This window comes from Curtobacterium sp. 458 (assembly GCF_030406605.1).
GTDB lineage: Bacteria > Actinomycetota > Actinomycetes > Actinomycetales > Microbacteriaceae > Curtobacterium.
The window spans coordinates 2,699,078-2,720,822 of record NZ_CP129104.1 but is presented as its reverse complement, the minus strand read 5'-3'; the positions used below and the strand labels follow the sequence as shown (position 1 = coordinate 2,720,822).

Here is a 21,745-nt window from a genome sequence, read left to right as displayed (position 1 = left end):
GGAATGGGCGAGCTCGCCGAGAAGATGGGCATGGTCATCACCGAGCTCACGGCCGAGCGCGCGGTCGGCACGATCCCGGTGGAGGGCAACCGCCAGCCCGTCGGCCTGCTGCACGGTGGCGCGTACGTCGTCCTCGCCGAGAGCCTCGGTTCGATGGCGGCGAACGTCCACGCCGGCCCCGGCCGCTACGCCGTCGGCATCGAGCTCAACGCCTCGCACTCCCGCAGCGCCACGAGCGGCACCGTCACCGGGACCTGCACCGCGATCCACCTCGGCAACACCCTCACCACGCACGAGATCGTCCTCACCGACGACCAGGGGCGGCGCTGCTCCACCGTGCGCATCACCAACATGATCCGCGACGCCCGCTGACGCGCCGGACCGGAGCGACCCCCGCCGCACCGCGACCGCCGGGCACCCACGAAGGAGTGACCATGCCCGCGACCGACTGGAAGATCGAACTCATCATGGTCCCGGTCAGCGACGTCGACCGTGCCCGGGAGTTCTACGAGCGCATCGGGTTCGTCATCGACCACGACCAACGCGTCTCCGACGACGTCCGGTTCGTGCAGGCGACACCGCCCGGCTCGGCCTGCTCGATCGCGTTCGGCGAGGGGATCATGTCGCCGGACGTGCCGCCCGGGTCGCTGAAGTCGGTCCAGGTCGTCGTCCCGGACGCCGACGAGGCCCTCGCCCACCTGCAGGACCTCGGCGTCGACGCGATCGGGGTCGACGAGCTCGCCTGGGGCCGCTTCGTCTTCTTCCGCGACCCCGACGGCAACGCCTGGACGCTGCAGCAGCTCCCGCCGCGGCCCTGACCGCTCCGAGCCTGGTCGCCCCGAGCCTGGCCGACCCGGTTCGGGCTGGGCGGTGTCAGTCCTCGGGCGGCCGCTGCAGCAGCCGTCGAGCGTCGTCGAAGCCGAGCCGCCGGTAGAGCCGCTCGCCGACGACGCTCGAGTGCACCACGACGCGTTCGGCTCCGGCCTCGTCCGCGATCTCGAGCAGCCGCTCGACGAGCCGCCCGGCGACGCCGGCACCCCGGAGGTCCGGGTGCACGTACACGGTCTGGAGCTCGGCCGCCACCCGGCCCCGTGGTCGGTGCGGCGCCGGCGGCCGAGGGTTCAGGGCGAGCCACGCCATGGCGAGCACCCGCCCGTCCCGTTCCGCGACGACGCACCGGTGCGAGTCGGGGTGCTCGGCCGCGAAGACGCGCATCGCGTCCCGGTACTCCGCCGGCGTCACCGCCGGGGCGACGCCGTCCTCGTCGACGCTCCACCGCCACCGCAGGTCGGCGACCGCCGCCATGTCGGTCGGCCGGGAGGCACGGATCACCACGTCGTCCATCGCTCCACCCTGCCAGGCGGCCGGCCGGGGCGGGCGCACCCCGCGCCTCCAGGCCGGGTCGCGGCGCCGCAGACGACGAGAGCGCCGCCTCCCGGTGGGAGACGGCGCTCTCGTGCGAGCGACGCGGACGCTACTTCTTGGCGCTCAGCTGCTCGATGATCGCCTTGGCGACGTCGTGCATGGTCAGACGGCGGTCCATCGACGCCTTCTGGATCCACCGGAACGCCTCGGGCTCGGTGAGGCCCATCTTCTCGTTGAGGAGGCCCTTGGCGCGGTCGACGAGCTTGCGGGTCTCGAAGCGCTCGACGAGGTCGGCGACCTCGGCCTCGAGCGTGATGATCTGCTGGTGGCGCGAGAGGGCGATCTCGATCGCGGGGAGCAGGTCGTTCGGCGTGAACGGCTTGACGACGTAGGCGAGGGCGCCGGCCTCGGTCGCGCGCTCGACGAGGTCCTTCTGGCTGAACGCCGTGAGGAGGACCACCGGAGCGATGTGGTTCTTGGAGAGCTTCTCGGCCGCGGAGATGCCGTCGAGCTGGGGCATCTTGACGTCCATGACGACGAGGTCGGGACGGAGGTCGGTGGCGAGCTGCACGGCGGTCTCGCCGTCGCCCGCCTCACCGACGACGTCGAAGCCGTTGTCGCGGAGGATCTCGACGATGTCGAGGCGGATGAGCGACTCGTCCTCGGCGACGACGACGCGACGCGGTGCTGCTGGGGTTGCTTCTGTGTCACTCACGAACGAAACCTTACTAGAAGTCGCCTGCACTCCTCGCTCGGCAGGCTCTTGTACGAGTGGCGGGACTCGAACCCGCACGCCGTGAGGCAGAGCATTTTGAGTGCCCCGTGTCTACCGTTCCACCACACTCGCGAGGACATCAGGCTAGCAGCACCCGCAGGTCGAACACGGCGCCGCCGAGACCGTCGACACCGCGACGGCTGTCGGCGTGCGCGAGCGTCCCGCCGTGGGCCTCGGCGATGCCCCGGGCGATCGGCAACCCGAGCCCGGCACCGCCGGAACGGACGTCGCGGGAGGCCTCGAGCCGCACGAGCCGGTCGAACACCCGCTCCCGTTCGGACGCCGGGATGCCGGGCCCGTCGTCCTCGACCCGGACGACGGCCTCCCCCGACTCCTCCGTCAGGGTGAGGCGGACGGTCCCGCTCGGCCCCGTGGCCCGTGCGGCGTTGTCGACGAGGTTGCCGACGACCTGCGCGAGCCGGTCCGGGTCGACGTCGGCGACCACCGCGTGCTCGGGCACGGTCGCGTCGACGGTGGTGGCGGGCAACCGGAGCCGCAGCCGGTCGACCTCCGCCACGAGCCACGGCCCGAGGTCGGTCGGGCGCCGGTCGAGCGCGATCCCCCGGTCGAGCCGGGCCATCGTGAGCATGTCGTCGACGAGCCGGGCCGCGCGGTCCGCCTGCCGGACGACGTGGACCGCGAGCTCCTCGTTCGTCCCGGGGTCCGCGGCACCGTTCCGGACGAGGGTGTCGGCGGCGGCCCGGACACCTGCGACGGGTGTCCGGAGCTCGTGCGCGGCGTCGGAGAGGAACCCGCGCACCCGTTCCTCGGCGGCGACGGCCTTCGCCTCCGCACCCTCGACGGCGTCGAGCATCTCGTCGAACGCGAGCGCGACCCGTCCGATCTCGGTGTCCGTCCGCTCCGGCCGGAGTCGTCGGCCGCGGTCCCCGGAGGCGATCGAGCGCGCCGCCCCGGTCATCTCGTCGAGCGGTCGCATCGTGCGCCGGACCACGAGGACGAGACCGACGACCGCGACCCCGAGGAAGGCCGCGGACGCGCCGCCCATCACCCAGCCGAGCTGTGTGAGGGTCTCCTGCACGTCACGGGTCCCGGCGGTGAGGGTGATGTGCGTCCCGTCGGCGAGGTCCGACCGGAGCGTGAGCACGCCGTCGTCGTCCTGCACCGAGGACGAGGTGATCCGTGTGCCGGCCGTCGACGTGCTGGCGGACCCTGCTGCGGACGATCCGGTCGCCGCGGATCGCCCAGTGCCCGAGGCGTCCGCCTTCGCCGCGGGGCCCGGCAGACCCCCGGGGTCCGGCGGGCCGTTCCGCAGCTGGTCCGGCGTGGGACCGGCCTCGACGGCGGCACCGTCGGGCTCGACGATGCGGACCGAGAGTCCCTGCGCCGACAGCCGGTCGGCGAGGTCGTCGGCGTCCAGCACCCCCACGAGTGCGGCGGCCGCCGACGCGCGGTCGCGCAGGCGGTCCTCGACCTGGGCGGTGAGCCGGGCACCGAGGACGGCCTCGACCGCGACGACGAGTCCCGCGAGCAGGACGGCCAGCAGCACGGTGACGGCGACGACGGTGCGGAGCCGGAGGGAGGTGGTGCGGAGCGGTCGACCGGGAGCGGCGAGGTCCTTGCTCACGCGGCACCCCGGTCGACCGCGAGCCGGTAGCCGAGCCCGCGCACGGTGTGCACGAGCCGAGGGCCGTGGGCCTCCATCTTCCGACGCAGTGCGCTGAGGTGGACCTCGACCACGTTCGGGGCGATGTCCTCGTAGCCCCACACCTGGGTCGTGATCTGCGCCTTCGAGACCGTGCGGCCGCGGCTCTCGGCGAGGAACCGGAGGAGCCGGAACTCCGTCGCGGTGAGGTCGAGCACGACGCCGGCCCGTCGGACGGTCGAGGCGTCGGGGTCGAGCACGAGGTCACCCACCTCGATCACCGACGGGATCCGTCCGCGTCGGCGCAGCACCGCCGTGACGCGGGCGACGAGTTCGGCCATCGCGAACGGCTTCACGACGTAGTCGTCCGCACCCTCGGCGAACCCGCGCAGCCGGTCGTCGAGCTCGTCGCGCGCGGTCGTCATCACCACGGCGGCGTCCGAGCGGGCACGGATGCGCGCGGCGAGCAGGATGCCGCTCGGCCCGGGGAGCATCCAGTCGAGGAGCACGAGGTCGGGGGCCGTCCGGTCGAGGTCCTCGGCGATGGTGCGGCCGTCCGGGGCCCCGGCGACGACGAAGCCCTCGGCGCGGAGGCTCGTCGCCACCGCGGTCCGGAGGGAGTCGTCGTCCTCGACCACGAGGATGCGTGCTGGTGCGTTCACGGCGGACACCGTAGGTCGGCACCGCCATCACGGAGCCTGGAACGGCCTGGAGAAACCCTGTGCGCCGCACATGCTTCAGTCCTGCTTCAGATTCGGATCCGAGCGTCTCCTCCGCGGCGGTCCGACCGGTCAGCCGCTCGACGAACAGGAGACACCATGCAGCACGAACAGGACGACCAGCCCACCGCCGGCCGTCGACGCCGGACCCTCCGGGCGGTCGGCATCGGCACCGCGGCGGCAGCGGCGCTGGTCCTCGGTGGGATCGGTGTGACAGCGGCGATGGCGGCGCCGAGCGCACCGAGCGTCGCCCCGTCCGGAGCACCCAGCGGTGCACCGAGCGGAGCGCCCAGCGGTGCGCCCAAGGCCGGACCTGGAGGCGACGCGAGTGGCCCCGCCGCGGCGCCGGGGTGCGCCGCGGGCCCGCTCGCGGACGGCAAGGCCCCCACGCCGCCGGCCGCGCCGAAGGACGGGAAGGCTCCCACGCCGCCCGCCGCACCGAAGGACGGGAAGGCTCCCACCCCGCCCGCCGCACCGAAGGACGGGAAGTCTCCCACCCCGCCCGCCGCACCGAAGGACGGGAAGGCCCCCACCCCGCCCGCCGCACCGAAGGACGGCACAGCCCCGAGCGAGGGCGGCTCCGCCACGCCCGCGCCGACGACGGGGTCCTGACCGGGTGACCGCACCCGGTGCGGGAGGCGCGCACCGTCGGCCGACCGGTCGACGCGTGTCGTGCCTCCCGGCCGTCAGCGCCTGCGGTCAGGGACGCTCGATCGCCTCGATCGCCGCCACCACGCCGGCCCGACGCGGCGACCGCCGCGGCAGCACAGCGAGCAGCGCGCGGAGCACCTGCTCGTCCGCGGCTCCGTCCGCGGTGCGTGCCCACGCCTGCAGCGCGTCGACGCCGCCGTCGGCGAGCAGCGCCTCGCGGAACCGGGAGCGCACCCGGTCGCGCAGGTCGTCGACACCCGGCGACGCGGACCCGGGCAGGACCGGTCCGGTGTACCGGTCGACGGCCTGGAGGCGCGCCCCGCGGTCGAGCGCGGACAGCACGCTGTCGACGTCGGTCCGGATCCCGGACAGACGGTACGGCCGTGACGTCAGGCGTGCGTCCGGCGCATGGTCAGCGAGCACCCGTCGGAGCCGGACGACCTCGGCGCGCAGCGTCGTCACCGCCCGGACGTCGCCGTAGACGGCGACCGCGAGGTCCGCCGCCCCGAGCCCGGCGGGTGCGGCGGCGAGCACGGCGAGGATCTCCGAGTGCCGCTCGGACAGTCGGACGCTGCGTTCCCCGGTCCGGAGGGTCGCCGTGTCGGAACCGAGCAGGTCCAGACCGGTCGGTCCCGGTCCCGGTCGGGGCGACGGAGCGACGGGGTGACGGAGTGCGGCGAGGGCGAGCTCGGCCTCCGCTGCGGCGGCGGTCGCGGTGAGCAGCGGGAGCGTGTGCCGTTCGACCGCGCGTTCGTCGCCCGTGAGGTCGAGCGCACCGACCACGTGCCCCGAGGCGTCCCGGAGCGGGACCGCCGTGCAGGAGAACGCCTTCACGGCCGTCGCGTAGTGCTCCTCGGCGTGGATCTGGACCGGGCGACCGAGCCGGAGCGCGGTCCCCGGTGCGCTCGTGCCCGCGTGCTCCTCCGCCCAGTCGGCGCCCGCGACGAACCCCATCCCCTCCGCCGCACTGCGGGCCCGGTGCGCGCCCTCGACCCAGACCAGCCGGCCGGCCGCGTCCGTCACGGCGACGATGCACCCCGCGGACCGTGCGTCGTCGAGGAGCAGGCGACGGACGACCGGCAGCGCGGTCCCGAGCGGGCCGGCACGGCGGAGGGCATCGAGTTCGTCGTCGCCGAGTGCGACCTCGGGGAGGCCGTCCGGGTCGACACGGGCGGACCGCTCCCACGACTCGGCGACGAGCGGACGGAGCCCGGACGGTGCGCGCACGTGCCCTCCTGTCCGGAACCCCGACCGCGTCGTCGCAGCTGGTGCGGTCAGCCTACGTCCGACCACTCGCCGGGACCAGGCCCAGGTCGACCAGCTCGTCGTCGGTGAGCATCCGCGACCGCGTCAGGAAGCGCTTGCCCTCCGGGACCTCGAGCGAGAAGCCCGCACCGCGGCCGTCGACGACGTCGATCGTGAGGTGCGTGTACTTCCAGTACTCGAACTGCGACCGGGACATGTAGACCTCGACCGGGTCGATGCCGTCCACGTCCAACGCGCCGAGGAGCACGTCGCCGGGGCCGGTCCGGAACATGCCGACCGGGTAGCACATCGGACTCGAGCCGTCGCAGCAGCCGCCGGACTGGTGGAACATGAGCGGGCCGTGCCGGGCGGCGAGGGAGCGCAGGAGCTCCCCCGCCGCCGGTGTGACCGCCACACGGGCGGTGGCGGGTCGGGGCGCCGCTCCGCCGTCGGAGTCCGGCATCAGAAGAAGCCCATCGGGCCCTCGGCGTAGGACACGAGGAGGTTCTTCGTCTGCTGGTAGTGCTCGAGCATCATCTTGTGGTTCTCGCGCCCGATGCCCGACTGCTTGTACCCGCCGAACGCCGCGCCCGCCGGGTACTGGTGGTACGTGTTCGACCAGACTCGACCGGCCTGGATGTCCCGCCCGGCGCGGTAGAGCGTCGTCGCTTCGCGGCTCCACACGCCCGCGCCGAGGCCGTACAGGGTGTCGTTGGCGATCCGGATGGCGTCGTCGTAGCCACTGAAGGACGTCAGGGCGAGCACCGGGCCGAAGATCTCCTCCTGGAAGATCCGCATCGAGTTGTCGCCCTCGAAGATCGTCGGGGTGACGTAGTAGCCGCCGGACAGCTCCCCGCCGAGGTCGGCCCGTTCACCGCCGGTCAGCAGCTTCGCGCCCTCCTGCTTGCCGATGTCGATGTAGCTCAGGATCTTCTCGAGCTGGTCGTTCGAGGCCTGCGCCCCGATCATCGTCGCCGGGTCGAGCGGGTGGCCCTGCTTGACGGCGCGCACCCGGTCGAGTCCGTCGGCCACGAAGCCGTCGTAGATCTCCTTCGCCACGAGCGCCCGCGACGGACACGTGCAGACCTCGCCCTGGTTGAGGTTGAAGAACGCGAAGCCCTCGAGTGCCTTGTCGTAGAAGGCGTCCCGCTCCTGGGCGACGTCCGCGAAGAACACGTTCGGGCTCTTCCCGCCGAGCTCGAGCGTCACCGGGATGAGGTTCTGCGACGCGTACTGCATGATGAGCCGGCCCGTCGTCGTCTCACCCGTGAACGCGACCTTCCGGATGTCCGGGTGCTGGGCGAGCGGCGCGCCGACCTCGATGCCGAAGCCGTTCACGACGTTGAGCACCCCGGCCGGGAGCAGGTCGCGGATGAGCTCCACGAGCACGTGGATCGAGGCAGGGGTCTGCTCGGCGGGCTTCAGCACGACGCAGTTGCCCGCGGCGAGGGCCGGGGCGAGCTTCCACACCGCCATGAGGATCGGGAAGTTCCACGGGATGATCTGGCCGACGACGCCGAGCGGCTCGTGGAAGTGGTACGCCACGGTGTCGTGGTCGATCTCCCCCGTCGAGCCCTCCTGCGCGCGGATCGCGCCCGCGAAGTAGCGGAAGTGGTCGATCGCGAGCGGGATGTCCGCGCCGAGGGTCTCGCGGATCGGCTTGCCGTTCTCCCACGTCTCAGCGACCGCGAGCATCTGCAGCTGCTCCTCCATCCGGTCGGCGATCTTGTTGAGGATCCCGGCTCGTTCGGCGACGCTCGTGCGGCTCCACGCCGGGAACGCCTTCCACGCGGCCTCGACGGCCCGGTCGACGTCCGTGGAGTCGCCGCGGGCGACCTCGCAGAAGACCTTGCCGGTGACGGGCGTCGGGTTCTCGAAGTACTGCCCGCCCGCGGGGGCGACGTACTCGCCTCCGATGAAGTGGTCGTAGCGCGACCGGTACTCGACGAGCGAGCCGTCCTCGCCGGGGGCGGCGTAGGTGGCGGGCGACGGTGCGATGGTCATGGTGGACACCTTTCGACGACGTTGTCGGCGGCGCTGGGTCCGCGCCTGCCCGCACGCTACGACGGGCGAGGTTGCATCCGGTTGCACGGTCGGCAGCCGGGCGCCGTAGGCCGCAGCGCCGGGGTAGCGCCGCCCGCCGCACCCGGGCGGCGCCGCCCGCGGGAACCGGGCATCGGCGCTCGCGGTAGCGTCGATGCCGAGCAGGCCCGACCGCGGCCGACCAGGGAAGGAGCGCTCGTGGACTCTCGTGCCGTCCGGACGTTCCGCGTCTTCGTCGTCGTGACCGCCGTCGTCGCGATCGCCCTGGGCATCGTCGCGATCGCCTGGCCGCGCCCGACCCTGGCGCTCCTCGCGGTGGTGTTCGGCGTCTACCTCGTCGTGGCGGGTGCCCTCCGGGTGTTCGCTGCGGTCCGCGGGCACGGGACGGCACCGGTCTGGCGGTGGACGTCGGGCGTCGTCGGCGTGCTCGTCGGCCTCGCCGGGCTGCTCTGCCTGGTGGACCCGTTCGTGCCGCTCGTCGTGTACGCGGTGCTCGCGGGCGTCGGGTTCATCGTCGAGGGCGCCGTGGCGGTCATCGGCGCGGTCGTCGGGCACCCCGGGTCGTCGCGCGTCCCGACCGCGGTGAGCGGGGTGCTCTCGGTCCTCTGCGGCGTCGCGGTCCTCCTCGCCCCCACGCTCGCGCTCGCGGTCTTCACGGTGCTCGCCGGCATCGCCCTGGTCGTCGTGGGCGCCGCCGCGCTGCTGCTCCTGCCGCCGCGCGCAGCCGTGCGACGCTGACCGGGTCCGCGTCCGTTCCCGTTCCCGTCCGCGGGCGCGGGCGCGGGCGGCCGCGGCGACGGCCGACCGACGCCACGGCGTCCGGCCGACGACGATCGGCCGCCGGGGCCGCTACGCCGCGCCGGTCCCGAACAGCAGCCCGAGCCCGTACGTCACGACCGCCGCGCCGAACCCGATCGCGAGCTGCCGCAGCGCCCGCTTGAGCGGTGAGGCACCGCTGAGGACCCCGACGACCGCCCCGGTCCCGAGCAGCGCGATCCCGACGAGCGCACCGGCGACCGTGATCGCGGGCCACCCCTCGAGCCCGAACGCGTACGGCAGGATCGGGATCACCGCACCGGAGGCGAAGAAGCAGAAGCTCGACAGCGCCGCGCTCATGCCGTTGCCGATCGCCTCGTGGTCGTCCCGCGTCGGCGTGGACCCCGTTTCGGCGGACGGCCCGAGCCCGGCGATGACCTCGGCCGCGTGGGCGTGCGCCGCGGCCTCGTCCATGCCACGCGCCCGGTAGACGAGCGCGAGTTCGTTGGCGTCGACGTCGAGGTCCGCCACCGCACGGCCGGCCTCCGGGTGCGGTGCGGATGCCTCGAGCAGCTCGCGCTGCGACCGGACCGACACGTACTCCCCCGCGCCCATCGACAGCGCGCCGGCGAGGAGCCCCGCGATGCCGCTCAGCAGGACGAAGTGGCGGTCGGCCCCGGACGCGCTGATGCCGATGATGAGCGCGAGGTTCGACACGAGGCCGTCGTTCGCGCCGAAGACGGCCGCGCGGAACGTGCCGGACAGCCGCATGCGCCCACGGTTCGCGAGACCGCGGACGACCTCGCCGTGGATGCGCTCGTCGGCAGCCATCCGAGCGGTGGCGTCGTCGTCGTCCGCGTACGGCGAGCGGTCCTCGGCCCGCTGCATGAGCGCGAGCACGAACACCGAGCCGAACCGCTTCGCGAGCGACGCGAGGACCCGGGTGCGCAGGCTCCCCCGCTGCGGTCGGCCGACACGGTCGCCGAGGAGCTCGAGCCAGTGCTGCTCGTGCCGCCCCTCCGCCTCGGCGAGGGCGGCGAGGATCTCGCGCTCCTCACCGGTGCGACGCGCAGCGAGGTTGCGGTAGACGGCCGCCTCCGCGCGCTCGTCGGCCAGGTAGCGGCGCCAGCGACGGACCTCGGCGCCGGTGGGTGCTGACGCGGTGTCGTCCTGGAGGCTCACAGCACCCATCCTGCCCGGTCGCGCGACGGGGCGGTCGCGCCGGCCGCGGGGCGGACGCGACGCGGGTCGTCGGGGCGGGTGCGGGATGGACGCGATGCGCGTCGTCGGCGCAGGTGGGGGCGCGACGCGACGTGCGTCGTCGGCGCAGGCGCGGAGCGGGACGCGACAGGGCGCGGACCGGAGGCCGTGCGGATCACCCGCACCGTGCCTCCCGTCCGCGCCCTGTCCAGACTCGACCGGTGTCTGACGCGACCGGTGTCAGTCGCGCACGTAGGCCGGGGCGGCCTCGGCGTGCGCGTCCCCGACACGGTGCACCCGGAGATCGTTCGTCGACCCCTCGATGCCGGGAGGCGAACCCGCCGTCACGACGACGCGGTCGCCCGGCGCGGCGAGACCGTGCTCGAGGAGGACGTCGTCGACCTGCGAGAACAGCTCGTCGGTGTGGGTCTTCCGGTCGACGAGGAACGAGCGCACGCCCCAGGTGAGCGCCATGCGGCGGCGCGTGGCCTCGTTCGGGGTGAAGGCGATGATCGGCAGGCCGTGACGCAGGCGCGACATGCGACGAGCCGAGTCGCCGGACTCGGTGAACACGCAGAGGTACGACGCCTCGGTGAACTCCGCGATCTCGACGGCCGCGAGGGTGATCGCACCCCCGAGCGTGCGGGGCTTCGTGCCGAGCGGGGCGATGCGCTCGAGGCCGTGGTCCTCGGTGGACTCGACGATGCGGGCCATGGTGCGGACCGTCTGCACCGGGTACTCGCCGACGCTGGTCTCGCCCGAGAGCATCACCGCGTCCGCGCCGTCGAGGACCGCGTTCGCGACGTCGGACGTCTCGGCGCGGGTCGGGATCGGCGACGAGATCATCGACTCGAGCATCTGCGTCGCGACGATGACCGGCTTCGCCATGCGGCGGGCGAGCTCGACCGCGCGCTTCTGCACGATCGGCACGGCCTCGAGCGGGAGCTCCACGCCGAGGTCACCGCGGGCGACCATGATGCTGTCGAAGGCGTCGATGATCTCCTCGAGCGCGTCGACGGCCTGCGGCTTCTCGATCTTCGCGATGACCGGGAGGCGCTTGCCCTCCTCGTCCATGATCTCGTGCGCGCGCTGGACGTCGGCGGCGTTCCGGACGAACGACAGCGCGATGAGGTCGGCGCCCTGGCGGATCGCCCAGCGGAGGTCGGCCTCGTCCTTCTCGCTCAGCGCGGGGACGTTGACGGCGACACCCGGGAGGTTGATGCCCTTGTTGTTCGACACCGTGCCGGCGACCACGACCTCGGTCCGGACGCGGACCCCGTCGGTGTCGAGCACGCGCAGCCGCACGCGGCCGTCGTCGATGAGGAGCGGATCGCCGGGCTTGACGTCCTGCGGCAGGCCCTTGAAGGTCGTCCCGCAGACCTCCTTCGAGCCGGGGACGTCCTCGGTCGTGATCGTGAAGACGTCACCGACCGCGAGCTCGTGGGGGCCGTCGGCGAACTTCGCCAGGCGGATCTTCGGGCCCTGCAGGTCGACGAGGATCGCGACGGGCTTGCCGAGCTCCTCGGCGGCGCGACGGACGTTCTCGTAGTTGGCCTCGTGGACGCTGTAGTCACCGTGGCTGAGGTTGAGTCGGGCGACGTCGACGCCCGCCTCGATGATCTCCTTGACGGTCTCGTACTCCGACGTTGCCGGTCCGAGCGTCGAAACGATCTTTGCGCGTCTCAATGGATTCCTTCTGGTGGTGGATGGTGCTTGGGTTTCCGCGCTGTGGGGCCGCGCGGAACGAAGCGAGGCCACCAGCACCCTACCGAGTGCCGGTGGCCCGTCGCTCACTCGTCGGGCATCAGACGGTGATCGCGCGGTCGGTCGCCTTGACCGGCGCCGGCAGGATCGTCGAGCCCTCGAGGTACTCGTCGACCTTCGCGGCGGCGGCACGGCCCTCGGCGATCGCCCACACGATCAGCGACTGCCCGCGACCGGCGTCCCCGGCGACGAAGACGCCCGGCTCGTTGGTGGAGTAGTCGGCCTCGCGGGCGAGCGCTCCGGACGGCGCGGTGGGCAGCCCGAGCTGGGGCTCGATGGTGTCGGTCTCCGGCCCGGTGAAGCCCATGGCGATGAGGACGAGGTCGGCGGGGATCTCGCGCTCGGTGCCGGCCTTCGGGACCCGTCGGCCGTCGAGGTACTCGGTCTCGGCGACACGGAGGGCACGGACCTCGCCGGCCTCGTTGCCGAGGAACTCGACGGTGGAGGCGAGGAAGTGCCGCTCGCCGCCCTCCTCGTGGGCGCTCGTGACCTCGAACACGGTCGGGAACATCGGCCACGGCTGCTCGGACGGACGCTCGAGCGGCGGCTGCTTGCCGATCGCCAGGTTCGTCACGCTGAGGGCGCCCTGCCGGTGTGCGGTGCCGATGCAGTCCGCCCCCGTGTCACCGCCGCCGATCACGACGACGTGCTTGCCCTCGGCCGTGGTCTGGTTGTCGACGGTCGTGCCGGCGTTCGTCTTGTTCTGCTGGACGAGGTAGTCCATCGCGTAGTGGACGCCCGCGAGGTCGCGCCCCGGGATCGGCAGGTCGCGCGCGACCATCGCCCCGGTCGCCACCACGACGGCGTCGTAGCGGGACTTCAGGTCGTCCCAGGTGATGTCGCGCCCGATCTCGACACCCGCGCGGAAGCGTGTGCCCTCGGCCTGCATCTGGGCGAGACGCGCGTCGATCTGGCGCTTCTCCATCTTGAAGTCCGGGATGCCGTAGCGGAGCAGGCCGCCGATCCGGTCGTCGCGCTCGTACACCGCGACCGTGTGGCCGGCGCGGGTCAGCTGCTGCGCGGCCGCGAGCCCGGCCGGGCCGGAGCCGACGACCGCGACGGTCTTGCCTGTCAGGCGCTCGGGCGGGTGCGGCGTGACCCAGCCGTTCTGGAACGCCTCGTCGATGATCGAGACCTCGACCTGCTTGATCGTCACCGGGGGCTGGTTGATGCCGAGCACGCAGGACGCCTCGCACGGCGCCGGGCAGAGCCGACCCGTGAACTCCGGGAAGTTGTTCGTGGCGTGCAGCCGCTCGATCGCCTGCCGACCCTCGCCGCGCCAGGTGAGGTCGTTCCACTCCGGGATGAGGTTGCCGAGCGGGCAGCCCTGGTGGCAGAACGGCACGCCGCAGTCCATGCAACGGCCGGCCTGGCGCTTGAGTGCGCCGGACTCCTGCTGCTCGTAGACCTCTTTCCAGTCCATGAGCCGCACGGGGACGGGGCGTCGCTGCGGGAGCTCGCGCTCCTGCACCTTCAAGAAGCCCTTCGGGTCAGCCATTGGTCGCCTCCGTGGTGTTCGTGTACGCAGCCGGTTCCACCATCCGCGCCCGGTCAGCCATTGGTCGCCTCCAAGATGCGGTTCCAGACGATGTCGCCGTCGGGGTCGAGCCCTTCTTCCACGGCCTGTTGCCGGGTTGCGAGGACCGCCGCGTAGTCGCGCGGCAGGACCTTCACGAAGCCGCTGAGGTCACCGGACTCGAGCAGTTCCGCCGCGACCGTCGACCCCGTCTCGTCGCGGTGTCGCTCGAGCAGGTCGGTGACGATCTCGACGTCGGCGCTGTCGAGCGGCCCGAGACGCAGCTCCCCGCTCGCGAGGGCGTCCTGGTTGACGTCCTCGTCGCGGAGGCCCAGCACGTACGCGGTTCCGCCCGACATGCCGGCGCCGAGGTTCCGCCCGGTCTCGCCGAGGATGAGCGCCAGCCCACCGGTCATGTACTCGAGTGCGTGGTCTCCCACACCCTCGACCACCGCGGTCGCCCCGGAGTTGCGGACCAGGAAGCGCTCTCCCACGATCCCGCGGATGAACATGCTGCCCTGGGTCGCGCCGTACCCGATGACGTTGCCGGCGATGACGTTCTCGGCCGCGTCGAACGCGGACTCGTCGTCTGGGCGGACGATGACCTCGCCGCCGGAGAGGCCCTTGCCGACGTAGTCGTTGCTGTCGCCCACCAGCCGGAGCGTCACGCCCGCGGGCAGGAACGCGCCGAGCGACTGCCCCGCCGAGCCGCGCAGGGTGATGTCGATCGAGCCCGCCGGCAACCCGTGCTCGCCGTGGCGGAGGGTCACCTCGTGCCCGAGCATCGTCCCGACCGCGCGCTCCGTGTTGCGGATCGGCAGGTCGAGCGCGACCGAGCCCCCGTGCTCGAGCACGTCGGCGGTGCGCTGGATCAGCTCGACGTCGAAGTGCTCGTCGAGTTCGTGGTCCTGCTCGCGGTGGTGTCGGCGTGGCTCGTCCGCCTCGAACGTCGGACCCTGCAGCACCGGACCGAGGTCGAGACCGGAGGCCTTCCAGTGCTGGACGGCGCGGTCGACGTCGAGCACGTCTGCCTGGCCGATCGCCTCGTCGAGCGACCGGAACCCGAGTTCGGCGAGGAGCTCGCGGACCTCCTGAGCGATGAACTCGAAGAAGTTCACGACGTACTCGGCCTTGCCGGAGAACCGGGCGCGGAGCTCCGGGTTCTGCGTCGCGACGCCGACGGGGCACGTGTCGAGGTGGCACACCCGCATGAGGATGCAGCCCTCGACGACGAGCGGAGCGGTCGCGAAGCCGTACTCCTCGGCGCCGAGCAGCGCGGCCACGACGACGTCGCGCCCGGTCTTCATCTGCCCGTCGACCTGCACCACGACGCGGTCGCGCATGCCGTTGAGCATGAGCGTCTGCTGGGTCTCGGCGAGGCCGATCTCCCACGGGGTACCGGCGTGCTTCAGCGAGTTGAGCGGCGAGGCGCCGGTCCCACCGTCGTGGCCGGACACGAGGACGACGTCGGCGAGGGCTTTCGTCACCCCGGCCGCGACCGCGCCGATGCCGGACTGGCTCACGAGCTTGACGTGCACGCGCGCGGACGGGTTCGCCCGCTTCACGTCGAAGATCAGCTGCTTGAGGTCCTCGATGGAGTAGATGTCGTGGTGCGGCGGCGGCGAGATCAGCCCGACACCGGCGGTCGCGTGCCGGGTGCGGGCGACCCACGGGTAGACCTTCTGCGGAGGCAGCTGCCCGCCCTCGCCGGGCTTGGCGCCCTGGGCCATCTTCAGCTGGATGTCCGTGGCGTGCGTCAGGTACATGCTCGTCACGCCGAAGCGGCCGGACGCGACCTGCTTGATCGCGCTCCGACGCTCGGGGTCGAGCAGACGCTCGACGTCCTCGCCGCCCTCACCCGTGTTCGACCGGGCACCGAGACGGTTCATCGCGATCGCGAGGGTCTCGTGGGCCTCCTGCGAGATCGACCCGTACGACATGGCGCCCGTGTTGAACCGCTTCACGATCGACTCGATCGGCTCGACCTCGTCGAGCGGCACCGGCTGGCGTGCGCCGTCCTTGAAGCGGAACAGCCCGCGGAGCGTCATCAGCGCCTCGGACTGGTCGTCCACGGCCTTCGAGTACTCGCGGAAGATGTCGTAGCGGCGGGCGCGCGTGGCGTGCTGCAGGCGGAACACCGTGTCCGGGTTGAAGAGGTGCGGCGGGCCCTCGCGTCGCCACTGGTACTCGCCGCCGGTCTGCAGCCGCTCGTGCGAGAGCACCGCGCCGTCCTGCGGGTAGGCCTGGGCGTGCCGCTCGGCGTTCTCGCGGGCGATCACGTCGACGTCGACGCCGCCGAGGATCGACGACGTGCCGGTGAAGTACCGGTCGACGAACTCCTGGGACAGACCGACCGCCTCGAACGCCTGGGCGCCCGCGTAGCTCGACACCGTCGAGATGCCCATCTTGGACATGATCTTCAGCACGCCCTTGCCGAGCGCCTTGATGACGTTGCGGACGGCTTGCTCGGGCGTGATGCCCGTGATCATCCCGGCGCGGACGAGGTTCTCGCACGTCTCCATCGCGAGGTACGGGTTGATCGCCGAGGCGCCGTAGCCGATCAGGGTGGCCACGTGGTGCACCTCGCGCACGTCGCCGGCCTCGACGATCAGGCCGACCTTCATGCGCCGCTCGGTGCGGATCAGGTGGTGGTGCACGGCAGCGAGCAGCAGGAGGCTCGGGACCGGGGCGTTCTCGGCGTTGCCGTCGCGGTCGGACAGCACGATGAACTGCTTGCCCGACTCGATGGCGGCGTCGACCTCGGCACAGACCGCGTCGATGCGCTTCTGCATCGCGGCCTCGCCGTCGTCGACCCGGTAGAGGCCGTTGATCGTGACGGTGAGGTGCCGTCCCGACGCGGTCTCGAAGTGCTGGATCTTCGCGAGCTCGTCGTTGTCGATGACCGGGAAGCCGAGCACGATCTGCTTCGCGTGCTCCGGGCCGGCGGACAGGAGGTTGCGCTCCGGACCGAGACCCATGCCCATCGAGGTGATGACCTGCTCGCGGATGGAGTCGAGCGGCGGGTTCGTCACCTGCGCGAACTGCTGCGTGAAGTAGTCGAAGAGCAGCCGCGGCCGCTGGGAGAGGACCGCGATGGGCGTGTCCGAACCCATCGCACCGAGCGGCTCCGCGCCGGTCTGGGCCATCGGGCGGAGGAGGATCCGCACTTCTTCCTCGGTGTAGCCGAACGCTCGCTGCCGTCGGGTCACCGAGGCCGGCGTGTGCACGATGTGCTCGCGCTCCGGCAGGTCCGCGAGGTTGATCCGACCGGACTCGAGCCACTCGCTCCACGGGCCCGACCCGGCGAGCGACCGCTTGACCTCGTCGTCCTCGATGATGCGACCGGCCTCGGTGTCGACCAGGAACATCCGACCAGGACGCAGGCGGCCCTTGCGGACGACCTTCGCGGCCGGGACGTCGATGACACCCGTCTCGGAGCCCATGACGATGAGTCCGTCGTCGGTGACGAGGAACCGACCCGGACGCAGGCCGTTCCGGTCGAGGGTCGCGCCGACGAGCGTGCCGTCGGTGAAGGTGATCGCGGCGGGGCCGTCCCACGGCTCCATGAGCATCGAGTGGTACTCGTAGAAGGCACGGAGCTCGGGGTCCATGCCGGTCTGGTTCTCCCAGGCCTCCGGCACCATCATCGACACCGCGTGCGGCAGCGACCGACCGGTCAGGCTGAGGAGCTCGAGGACCTCGTCGAACGAGGCCGAGTCACTCGCACCGGGGCTGACGATCGGCAGCAGCGGCGCCATGTCACCGAGCAGCTCGCTCTGGAGCTGCGACTGCCGCGCCCGCATCCAGTTGCGGTTGCCGCGGACGGTGTTGATCTCGCCGTTGTGCGCGAGCGTGCGGAACGGCTGCGCGAGCGGCCACGACGGGAAGGTGTTCGTGGAGTACCGCGAGTGCACGATCGCGAGCTTCGACGCGAAGCGCTCGTCGCTGAGGTCCGGGTAGAACGGCTCGAGCTGCAGCGTCGTGACCATGCCCTTGTAGACCATGGTCCGGCTCGACAGCGACATGAAGTAGACCTCCACGTCGTGCTCGGCACGCTTGCGGAGGCGGAACGCCTGGCGGTCGAGGGCGATCCCGTTCCAGGCAGCACCGTGCACGTCGTGCCGGTTCGACGCGACGAACAGCTGGGCGAACGCGGGCATGGCGGCACGGGCGAGCGTGCCGAGGACCTCCGGACGCACCGGGACCTCCCGCCAGCCGAGGACACGCAGGCCCTCTTCGCGCGCGATCCGCTCGACGGCGCCCTGCACACGGTGGCGGTCGTCCTCGTCGAGGGGCAGGTAGGCGGTCCCGACGGCGTACTCCCCCGCCGCGGGCAGGTCGAACGACACCTCGTCGCGCAGGAAGGCGTCCGGCACCTGGCAGAGGATGCCCGCACCGTCGCCGGTCCCGGCGTCCGACCCGACGGCACCGCGGTGCTCGAGGTTGCGGAGCGCACCGAGGGCGGCGTCGACGATGTCGTGCCCGGCGGTGCCGCGGAGCGTCGCGACCATCGCGAGCCCGCAGGCGTCCTTCTCGTTCGCCGGGTCGTACATGCCGGTGGCGTCGGGGACGGCCGAGAACCGGCGGTGCGGGGGCAGGAGCGACGACGCGGTGCTGCGCGTCTGGTCTGGCTGGTGCGCCATGGGGAACCGTCCTCACGAGGATGGGAACAGGGACAGCGGTGGCCCGGTGGTGCGTTCCGCCCGGACGGGCGGGACAGGTGCCCGTCCGTACCGACGGCGGGTTGCCCCGTCGGCACGGGTGGTGTGGAGCCCGGTTCGTGGCGGGCGGTGGTCGGTCGGCGTCCGGTCCGGGGCGCTCGGAGCTCGCTGCGGGACGCCGAGCGCTAGGACCGGGTGGTGCCGACCGGGTCGGCGGCGACGGCTGCAGGCTCGTCGTCGTGCTCCGACCAGGTGTCGTCCGAGTCTACATCGGCGCGTGCGTCCGGCCCGCGACCGGGCAGGTACGGCGAGGGCTCCTTGCCGGTGTGTCGCCGCGACTGCACGAGGAAGATGACGATGCCGAGCAGGACCGCCGCGAGGGCCATCCAGACGTTCGTGCGGACACCGAAGAAGGTCTCGCTCGTGTCGACACGGATCGACTCGAGGACCGAGCGGCCCGCGCCGTACCAGATCAGGTAGAGCGCCATGACCTTGCCCCACTGCAGCGTGAACTTCCGCGCGAGGAAGAGGATGACGAGCACGCCGAGGACGTTCCAGATGATCTCGTAGAGGAACGTCGGCTGGAAGAGGGTGCCCTCCGGCAGGCCCTTCGGGTACGCGGCGTTGGTCGACTCGATCTCGAGGCCCCACGGCAGGCTCGTCGGCATGCCGAACAGCTCGTGGTTGAAGTAGTTGCCGAAGCGTCCGAACGCCTGCGCGAGCAGCACACCCGGCGCGATCGCGTCGATGAAGGTCGTGAAGCGGAGGCCGACCTGGCGGCAGCCGATGAACGCGCCGACGGATCCGAGGATGAGCGCGCCGAAGATGGCGAGCCCGCCCTCCCAGATGTAGAGGAACGACCACGGGTCGCGCCCGGGCCCGAAGTAGTCGCTGACGTGGGTGAACACGTGGAAGAGGCGGCCACCGATGATGCCGGCGGGGACGGCCCAGATCGCGATGTCGATGATGATCCACCGCTCGACACCGCGGGCGTTCAGCCGGTGGTTCGCCATCACGACGGCGACGACGATGCCGATGAGGATGCAGATCGCGTACGCGTGGATGCGGAAGTCGAGCGGCAACGACCAGCCGAACGCGTCGCGGAGCCAGGCGGTCACGTCGAAGTACTGCCAGGCGGTGCTCGGGCTCGGGATGCTCAGGAGGGGCATGGAGGTGCGGTCGCCTTTCGGTGCTTGCTGGCCTGGCCGCCGTCCGGCGCGGCCTCGATCACTGTAGCGCGGACCACCGGCCCGCCATGACCGTCGTGGACGGTCCTGTGGAAATCGTGACGGTCGGTGTCTTCCCTGGGGACGACCGACCTGAGGCCCGGATCACGTGACCGCGTCGCGCACGTGATCCGGGCCTCCAGGCAGGTGCCGTCCGTCAGCGGCGCTGCGCGCCGCTCGTGAGGTCCGCCGCGCGGTCGGCGACGCCCTGCACACCGAGGTCGGCGAGGGCACGGACGAACGCCGACCCGACGATCGCGCCGTCGGCGTACTCGAGGACTTCCGCGACCTGGTCGGCCGTCGAGATGCCGAGCCCGACGCACGTGCGCTCGACACCGGCGTCCCGCAGGCGCGACACGACGGTCCGCGCGGCGGCGTCGACCCCGACGCGCGCACCCGTCACACCCATGGTCGACACGGCGTACACGAAGCCGCGGCTCGACTCGACGGCTTGGTGCATGCGCGCGTCCGTCGAGGACGGCGCGGCGAGGAAGACACGGTCGAGGTGGGTGCGCTCCGAGGCGTCCATCCACTCGCGGGCCTCGTCCGGGATGAGGTCCGGCGTGATGAGCCCGGACGCACCGGCGGCGACCAGGTCGTCGGCGAAGCGGTCGACGCCGTAGCGCAGCACCGGGTTCCAGTACGTCATCACGAGCACCGGGACGTCGGCCCGACTCGTGATCTGGTCGACCGCGTCGAAGACCTGCGCGACACGGAAACCGTTCGCCAGGCTCTCCTCCGCGGCCCGCTGGATGACCGGGCCGTCCATCACCGGGTCGGAGTACGGCAGACCGAGCTCGATGACGTCCACGCCGTTCTCGGCGAGGGCGACCGCCGCGTCGACGCTCGTCTGCACGTCCGGGAAGCCTGCGGGCAGGTAGCCGACGACGGCTCCGGCCCGCTCGGCGTTGGCGGCGTCGATGGTCGACGCGACCGAGGTGTTCGTGTTCGTGCTCACAGCTGCACCGCGTTCTCGTCGAGGATGCCGAAGTACCGGCTGGCGGAGGCCACGTCCTTGTCGCCGCGGCCGGACAGGTTGACCAGGATGACCCCGTCGGGGCCGAGTTCCTTGCCGAGCTTGATCGCACCGGCGAGGGCGTGTGACGACTCGATCGCGGGGAGGATGCCCTCGGTGCGGCTGAGGAGGCGGAAGGCCTCCATCGCCTCGGCGTCGGTGATCGGCTCGTACTTCGCGCGTCCGATCGCCGCGAGGTGCGCGTGCTGCGGTCCGACGCTCGGGTAGTCGAGCCCGGCGGAGATGCTGTGGCTCTCGATCGTCTGGCCGTCCTCGTCCTGCATGAGGTAGGACTTCGTGCCCTGGAGGACACCCGTCCGGCCGAGCGAGATGCTCGCGGCGTGGCGACCGGTCTCGATGCCGTCGCCACCGGCCTCGTAGCCGTACAGGGCGACGGACTCGTCGTCGAGGAAGGCGTCGAAGATGCCCATCGCGTTCGAACCGCCACCGACGCACGCGGCGACGGCGTCGGGCAGCCGGCCGACCTTGTCGAGCACCTGCTGCCGGGCCTCGTCCCCGATCACCTTGTGGAACTCACGGACCATCTCGGGGAACGGGTGCGGACCCGCGACCGTGCCGAGCAGGTAGTGCGTGTGCTCGACGTTCGCGACCCAGTCCCGAAGGGCGTCGTTGATGGCGTCCTTGAGCGTGCGGGAGCCGGTCTCCACGGGGATGACCTCCGCGCCGAGCAGCCGCATGCGTGCGACGTTCAGGGCCTGGCGCTCCGTGTCGACCGCGCCCATGTAGACGACGCAGTCCATGCCGAACAGCGCGGCGGCCGTGGCGGTCGCGACGCCGTGCTGCCCGGCGCCGGTCTCCGCGATGAGGCGGGTCTTGCCGAGCCGCTTGGCGACGAGCGCCTGGCCGAGCACGTTGTTGATCTTGTGCGAGCCGGTGTGGTTGAGGTCCTCGCGCTTGAGGATGATCCGGGCACCGCCGGCGTGCTTCGCGAACCGGGGCACCTCGGTGATGATCGACGGGCGTCCGGTGTAGTCGCGCTGCAGGTCGTCGAGCTCCTGCCGGAACGCCGGGTCGGCCCAGGCCTCGCGGAAGGCAGCCTCGAGCTCGTCGAGCGCCAGGACGAGGGACTCAGGGACGAACCGTCCGCCGAAGTCGCCGAAGTAGGGGCCGTGCTGATCGCGGAGCGAGGTCACGAGGTGCCTTCCGTGCGGGGTCCGGGACTGCCGGACCGGGTGGGTCGTTGCG

General features: G+C 72.1%; 18 protein-coding genes and 1 tRNA gene. 4 read left to right on the top strand and 15 right to left on the bottom strand.

Translation table 11 applies throughout. From position 1 onward, the window contains the following. Positions 1-3 precede the first annotated feature (3 nt). Both QPJ90_RS13235 and QPJ90_RS13230 read left to right on the top strand, forming a co-directional pair. Positions 4-372, top strand: a complete 369-nt coding sequence (locus QPJ90_RS13235) for a hotdog fold thioesterase (protein WP_058724714.1) — start codon at positions 4-6, stop codon at positions 370-372. A 62-nt stretch (positions 373-434) separates the two neighbouring features. Beyond that, positions 435-818 (top strand): VOC family protein, encoded by a 384-nt coding sequence (locus QPJ90_RS13230; RefSeq protein ID WP_290131649.1) that lies wholly within the window; start codon positions 435-437, stop codon positions 816-818. 55 nt (positions 819-873) lie between these two features. Here the strand turns inward: QPJ90_RS13230 and QPJ90_RS13225 are convergent, their stop codons facing one another. The 5 genes from QPJ90_RS13225 to QPJ90_RS13205 all read right to left on the bottom strand — a co-directional run bounded on the left by QPJ90_RS13225 (position 874) and on the right by QPJ90_RS13205 (position 4,405). Further along, positions 874-1,344, bottom strand: a complete 471-nt coding sequence (locus QPJ90_RS13225; protein ID WP_290131648.1) for a GNAT family N-acetyltransferase — start codon at positions 1,342-1,344, stop codon at positions 874-876. A 130-nt stretch (positions 1,345-1,474) separates the two neighbouring features. Then, positions 1,475-2,080, bottom strand: a complete 606-nt coding sequence (locus tag QPJ90_RS13220; RefSeq protein WP_022903868.1) for a response regulator — start codon at positions 2,078-2,080, stop codon at positions 1,475-1,477. A 51-nt stretch (positions 2,081-2,131) separates the two neighbouring features. Further along, positions 2,132-2,212, bottom strand: a tRNA-Leu gene (locus tag QPJ90_RS13215). A gap of 7 nt (positions 2,213-2,219) precedes the next feature. After that, complete coding sequence (locus QPJ90_RS13210) at positions 2,220-3,725, bottom strand: HAMP domain-containing sensor histidine kinase (RefSeq protein ID WP_290131647.1); 1,506 nt, start codon at positions 3,723-3,725, stop codon at positions 2,220-2,222. Further along, entirely contained in the window at positions 3,722-4,405 is a 684-nt protein-coding gene (locus QPJ90_RS13205) for a response regulator transcription factor (protein WP_290131646.1), read from the bottom strand. Before QPJ90_RS13205 ends, QPJ90_RS13210 begins: the two co-directional genes overlap by 4 nt. Positions 4,406-4,561: 156 nt before the next feature. On the opposite strand from QPJ90_RS13205, the gene QPJ90_RS13200 reads away from it, so the two are divergent. Next, entirely contained in the window at positions 4,562-5,074 is a 513-nt protein-coding gene (locus QPJ90_RS13200) for a hypothetical protein (protein WP_290131645.1), read from the top strand. Between the two features lie 87 nt (positions 5,075-5,161). On the opposite strand, the gene QPJ90_RS13195 is transcribed toward QPJ90_RS13200, so the two are convergent. The 3 genes from QPJ90_RS13195 to QPJ90_RS13185 are packed head-to-tail and all read right to left on the bottom strand — an operon-like array spanning position 5,162 to position 8,362. Further along, positions 5,162-6,340 (bottom strand): GAF domain-containing protein, encoded by a 1,179-nt coding sequence (locus QPJ90_RS13195; RefSeq protein ID WP_290131644.1) that lies wholly within the window; start codon positions 6,338-6,340, stop codon positions 5,162-5,164. A gap of 52 nt (positions 6,341-6,392) precedes the next feature. Next, positions 6,393-6,821, bottom strand: coding sequence for a DUF779 domain-containing protein (locus tag QPJ90_RS13190; RefSeq protein ID WP_290131643.1), 429 nt, complete (start codon positions 6,819-6,821; stop codon positions 6,393-6,395). Further along, positions 6,821-8,362 (bottom strand): aldehyde dehydrogenase family protein, encoded by a 1,542-nt coding sequence (locus QPJ90_RS13185; RefSeq protein WP_290131642.1) that lies wholly within the window; start codon positions 8,360-8,362, stop codon positions 6,821-6,823. Before QPJ90_RS13185 ends, QPJ90_RS13190 begins: the two co-directional genes overlap by 1 nt. Positions 8,363-8,599: 237 nt before the next feature. Between QPJ90_RS13185 and QPJ90_RS13180 the strand changes: the two genes are divergently transcribed. Next, positions 8,600-9,139 carry a DUF308 domain-containing protein gene (locus QPJ90_RS13180; RefSeq protein ID WP_290131641.1) on the top strand — a complete coding sequence of 180 codons (540 nt, stop codon included), beginning with the start codon at positions 8,600-8,602 and terminating at the stop codon, positions 9,137-9,139. Between the two features lie 111 nt (positions 9,140-9,250). Here the strand turns inward: QPJ90_RS13180 and QPJ90_RS13175 are convergent, their stop codons facing one another. The 7 genes from QPJ90_RS13175 to trpB form a co-directional block, all read right to left on the bottom strand. Next, positions 9,251-10,348, bottom strand: coding sequence for a VIT1/CCC1 family protein (locus tag QPJ90_RS13175; protein WP_290131640.1), 1,098 nt, complete (start codon positions 10,346-10,348; stop codon positions 9,251-9,253). 249 nt (positions 10,349-10,597) lie between these two features. Continuing rightward, entirely contained in the window at positions 10,598-12,043 is a 1,446-nt protein-coding gene (gene pyk, locus QPJ90_RS13170) for a pyruvate kinase (protein ID WP_290131639.1), read from the bottom strand. Between the two features lie 118 nt (positions 12,044-12,161). Next, positions 12,162-13,619, bottom strand: coding sequence for a glutamate synthase subunit beta (locus QPJ90_RS13165; RefSeq protein ID WP_290131638.1), 1,458 nt, complete (start codon positions 13,617-13,619; stop codon positions 12,162-12,164). Between the two features lie 53 nt (positions 13,620-13,672). Next, complete coding sequence (gene gltB / locus QPJ90_RS13160; RefSeq protein WP_290134236.1) at positions 13,673-18,190, bottom strand: glutamate synthase large subunit; 4,518 nt, start codon at positions 18,188-18,190, stop codon at positions 13,673-13,675. Positions 18,191-18,483: 293 nt separating this feature from the next. Further along, positions 18,484-19,467 (bottom strand): prolipoprotein diacylglyceryl transferase, encoded by a 984-nt coding sequence (gene lgt / locus QPJ90_RS13155; RefSeq protein WP_290131637.1) that lies wholly within the window; start codon positions 19,465-19,467, stop codon positions 18,484-18,486. A 214-nt stretch (positions 19,468-19,681) separates the two neighbouring features. Beyond that, the gene (gene trpA / locus QPJ90_RS13150) at positions 19,682-20,482 is read right to left on the bottom strand and encodes a tryptophan synthase subunit alpha (protein ID WP_290131636.1); all 801 of its coding nucleotides are present in this window, start codon (positions 20,480-20,482) and stop codon (positions 19,682-19,684) included. Next, positions 20,479-21,693: a tryptophan synthase subunit beta gene (gene trpB, locus QPJ90_RS13145; protein ID WP_290131635.1), complete on the bottom strand. Its 1,215-nt coding sequence runs from the start codon at positions 21,691-21,693 to the stop codon at positions 20,479-20,481. Before trpB ends, trpA begins: the two co-directional genes overlap by 4 nt. Positions 21,694-21,745 lie beyond the last annotated feature (52 nt).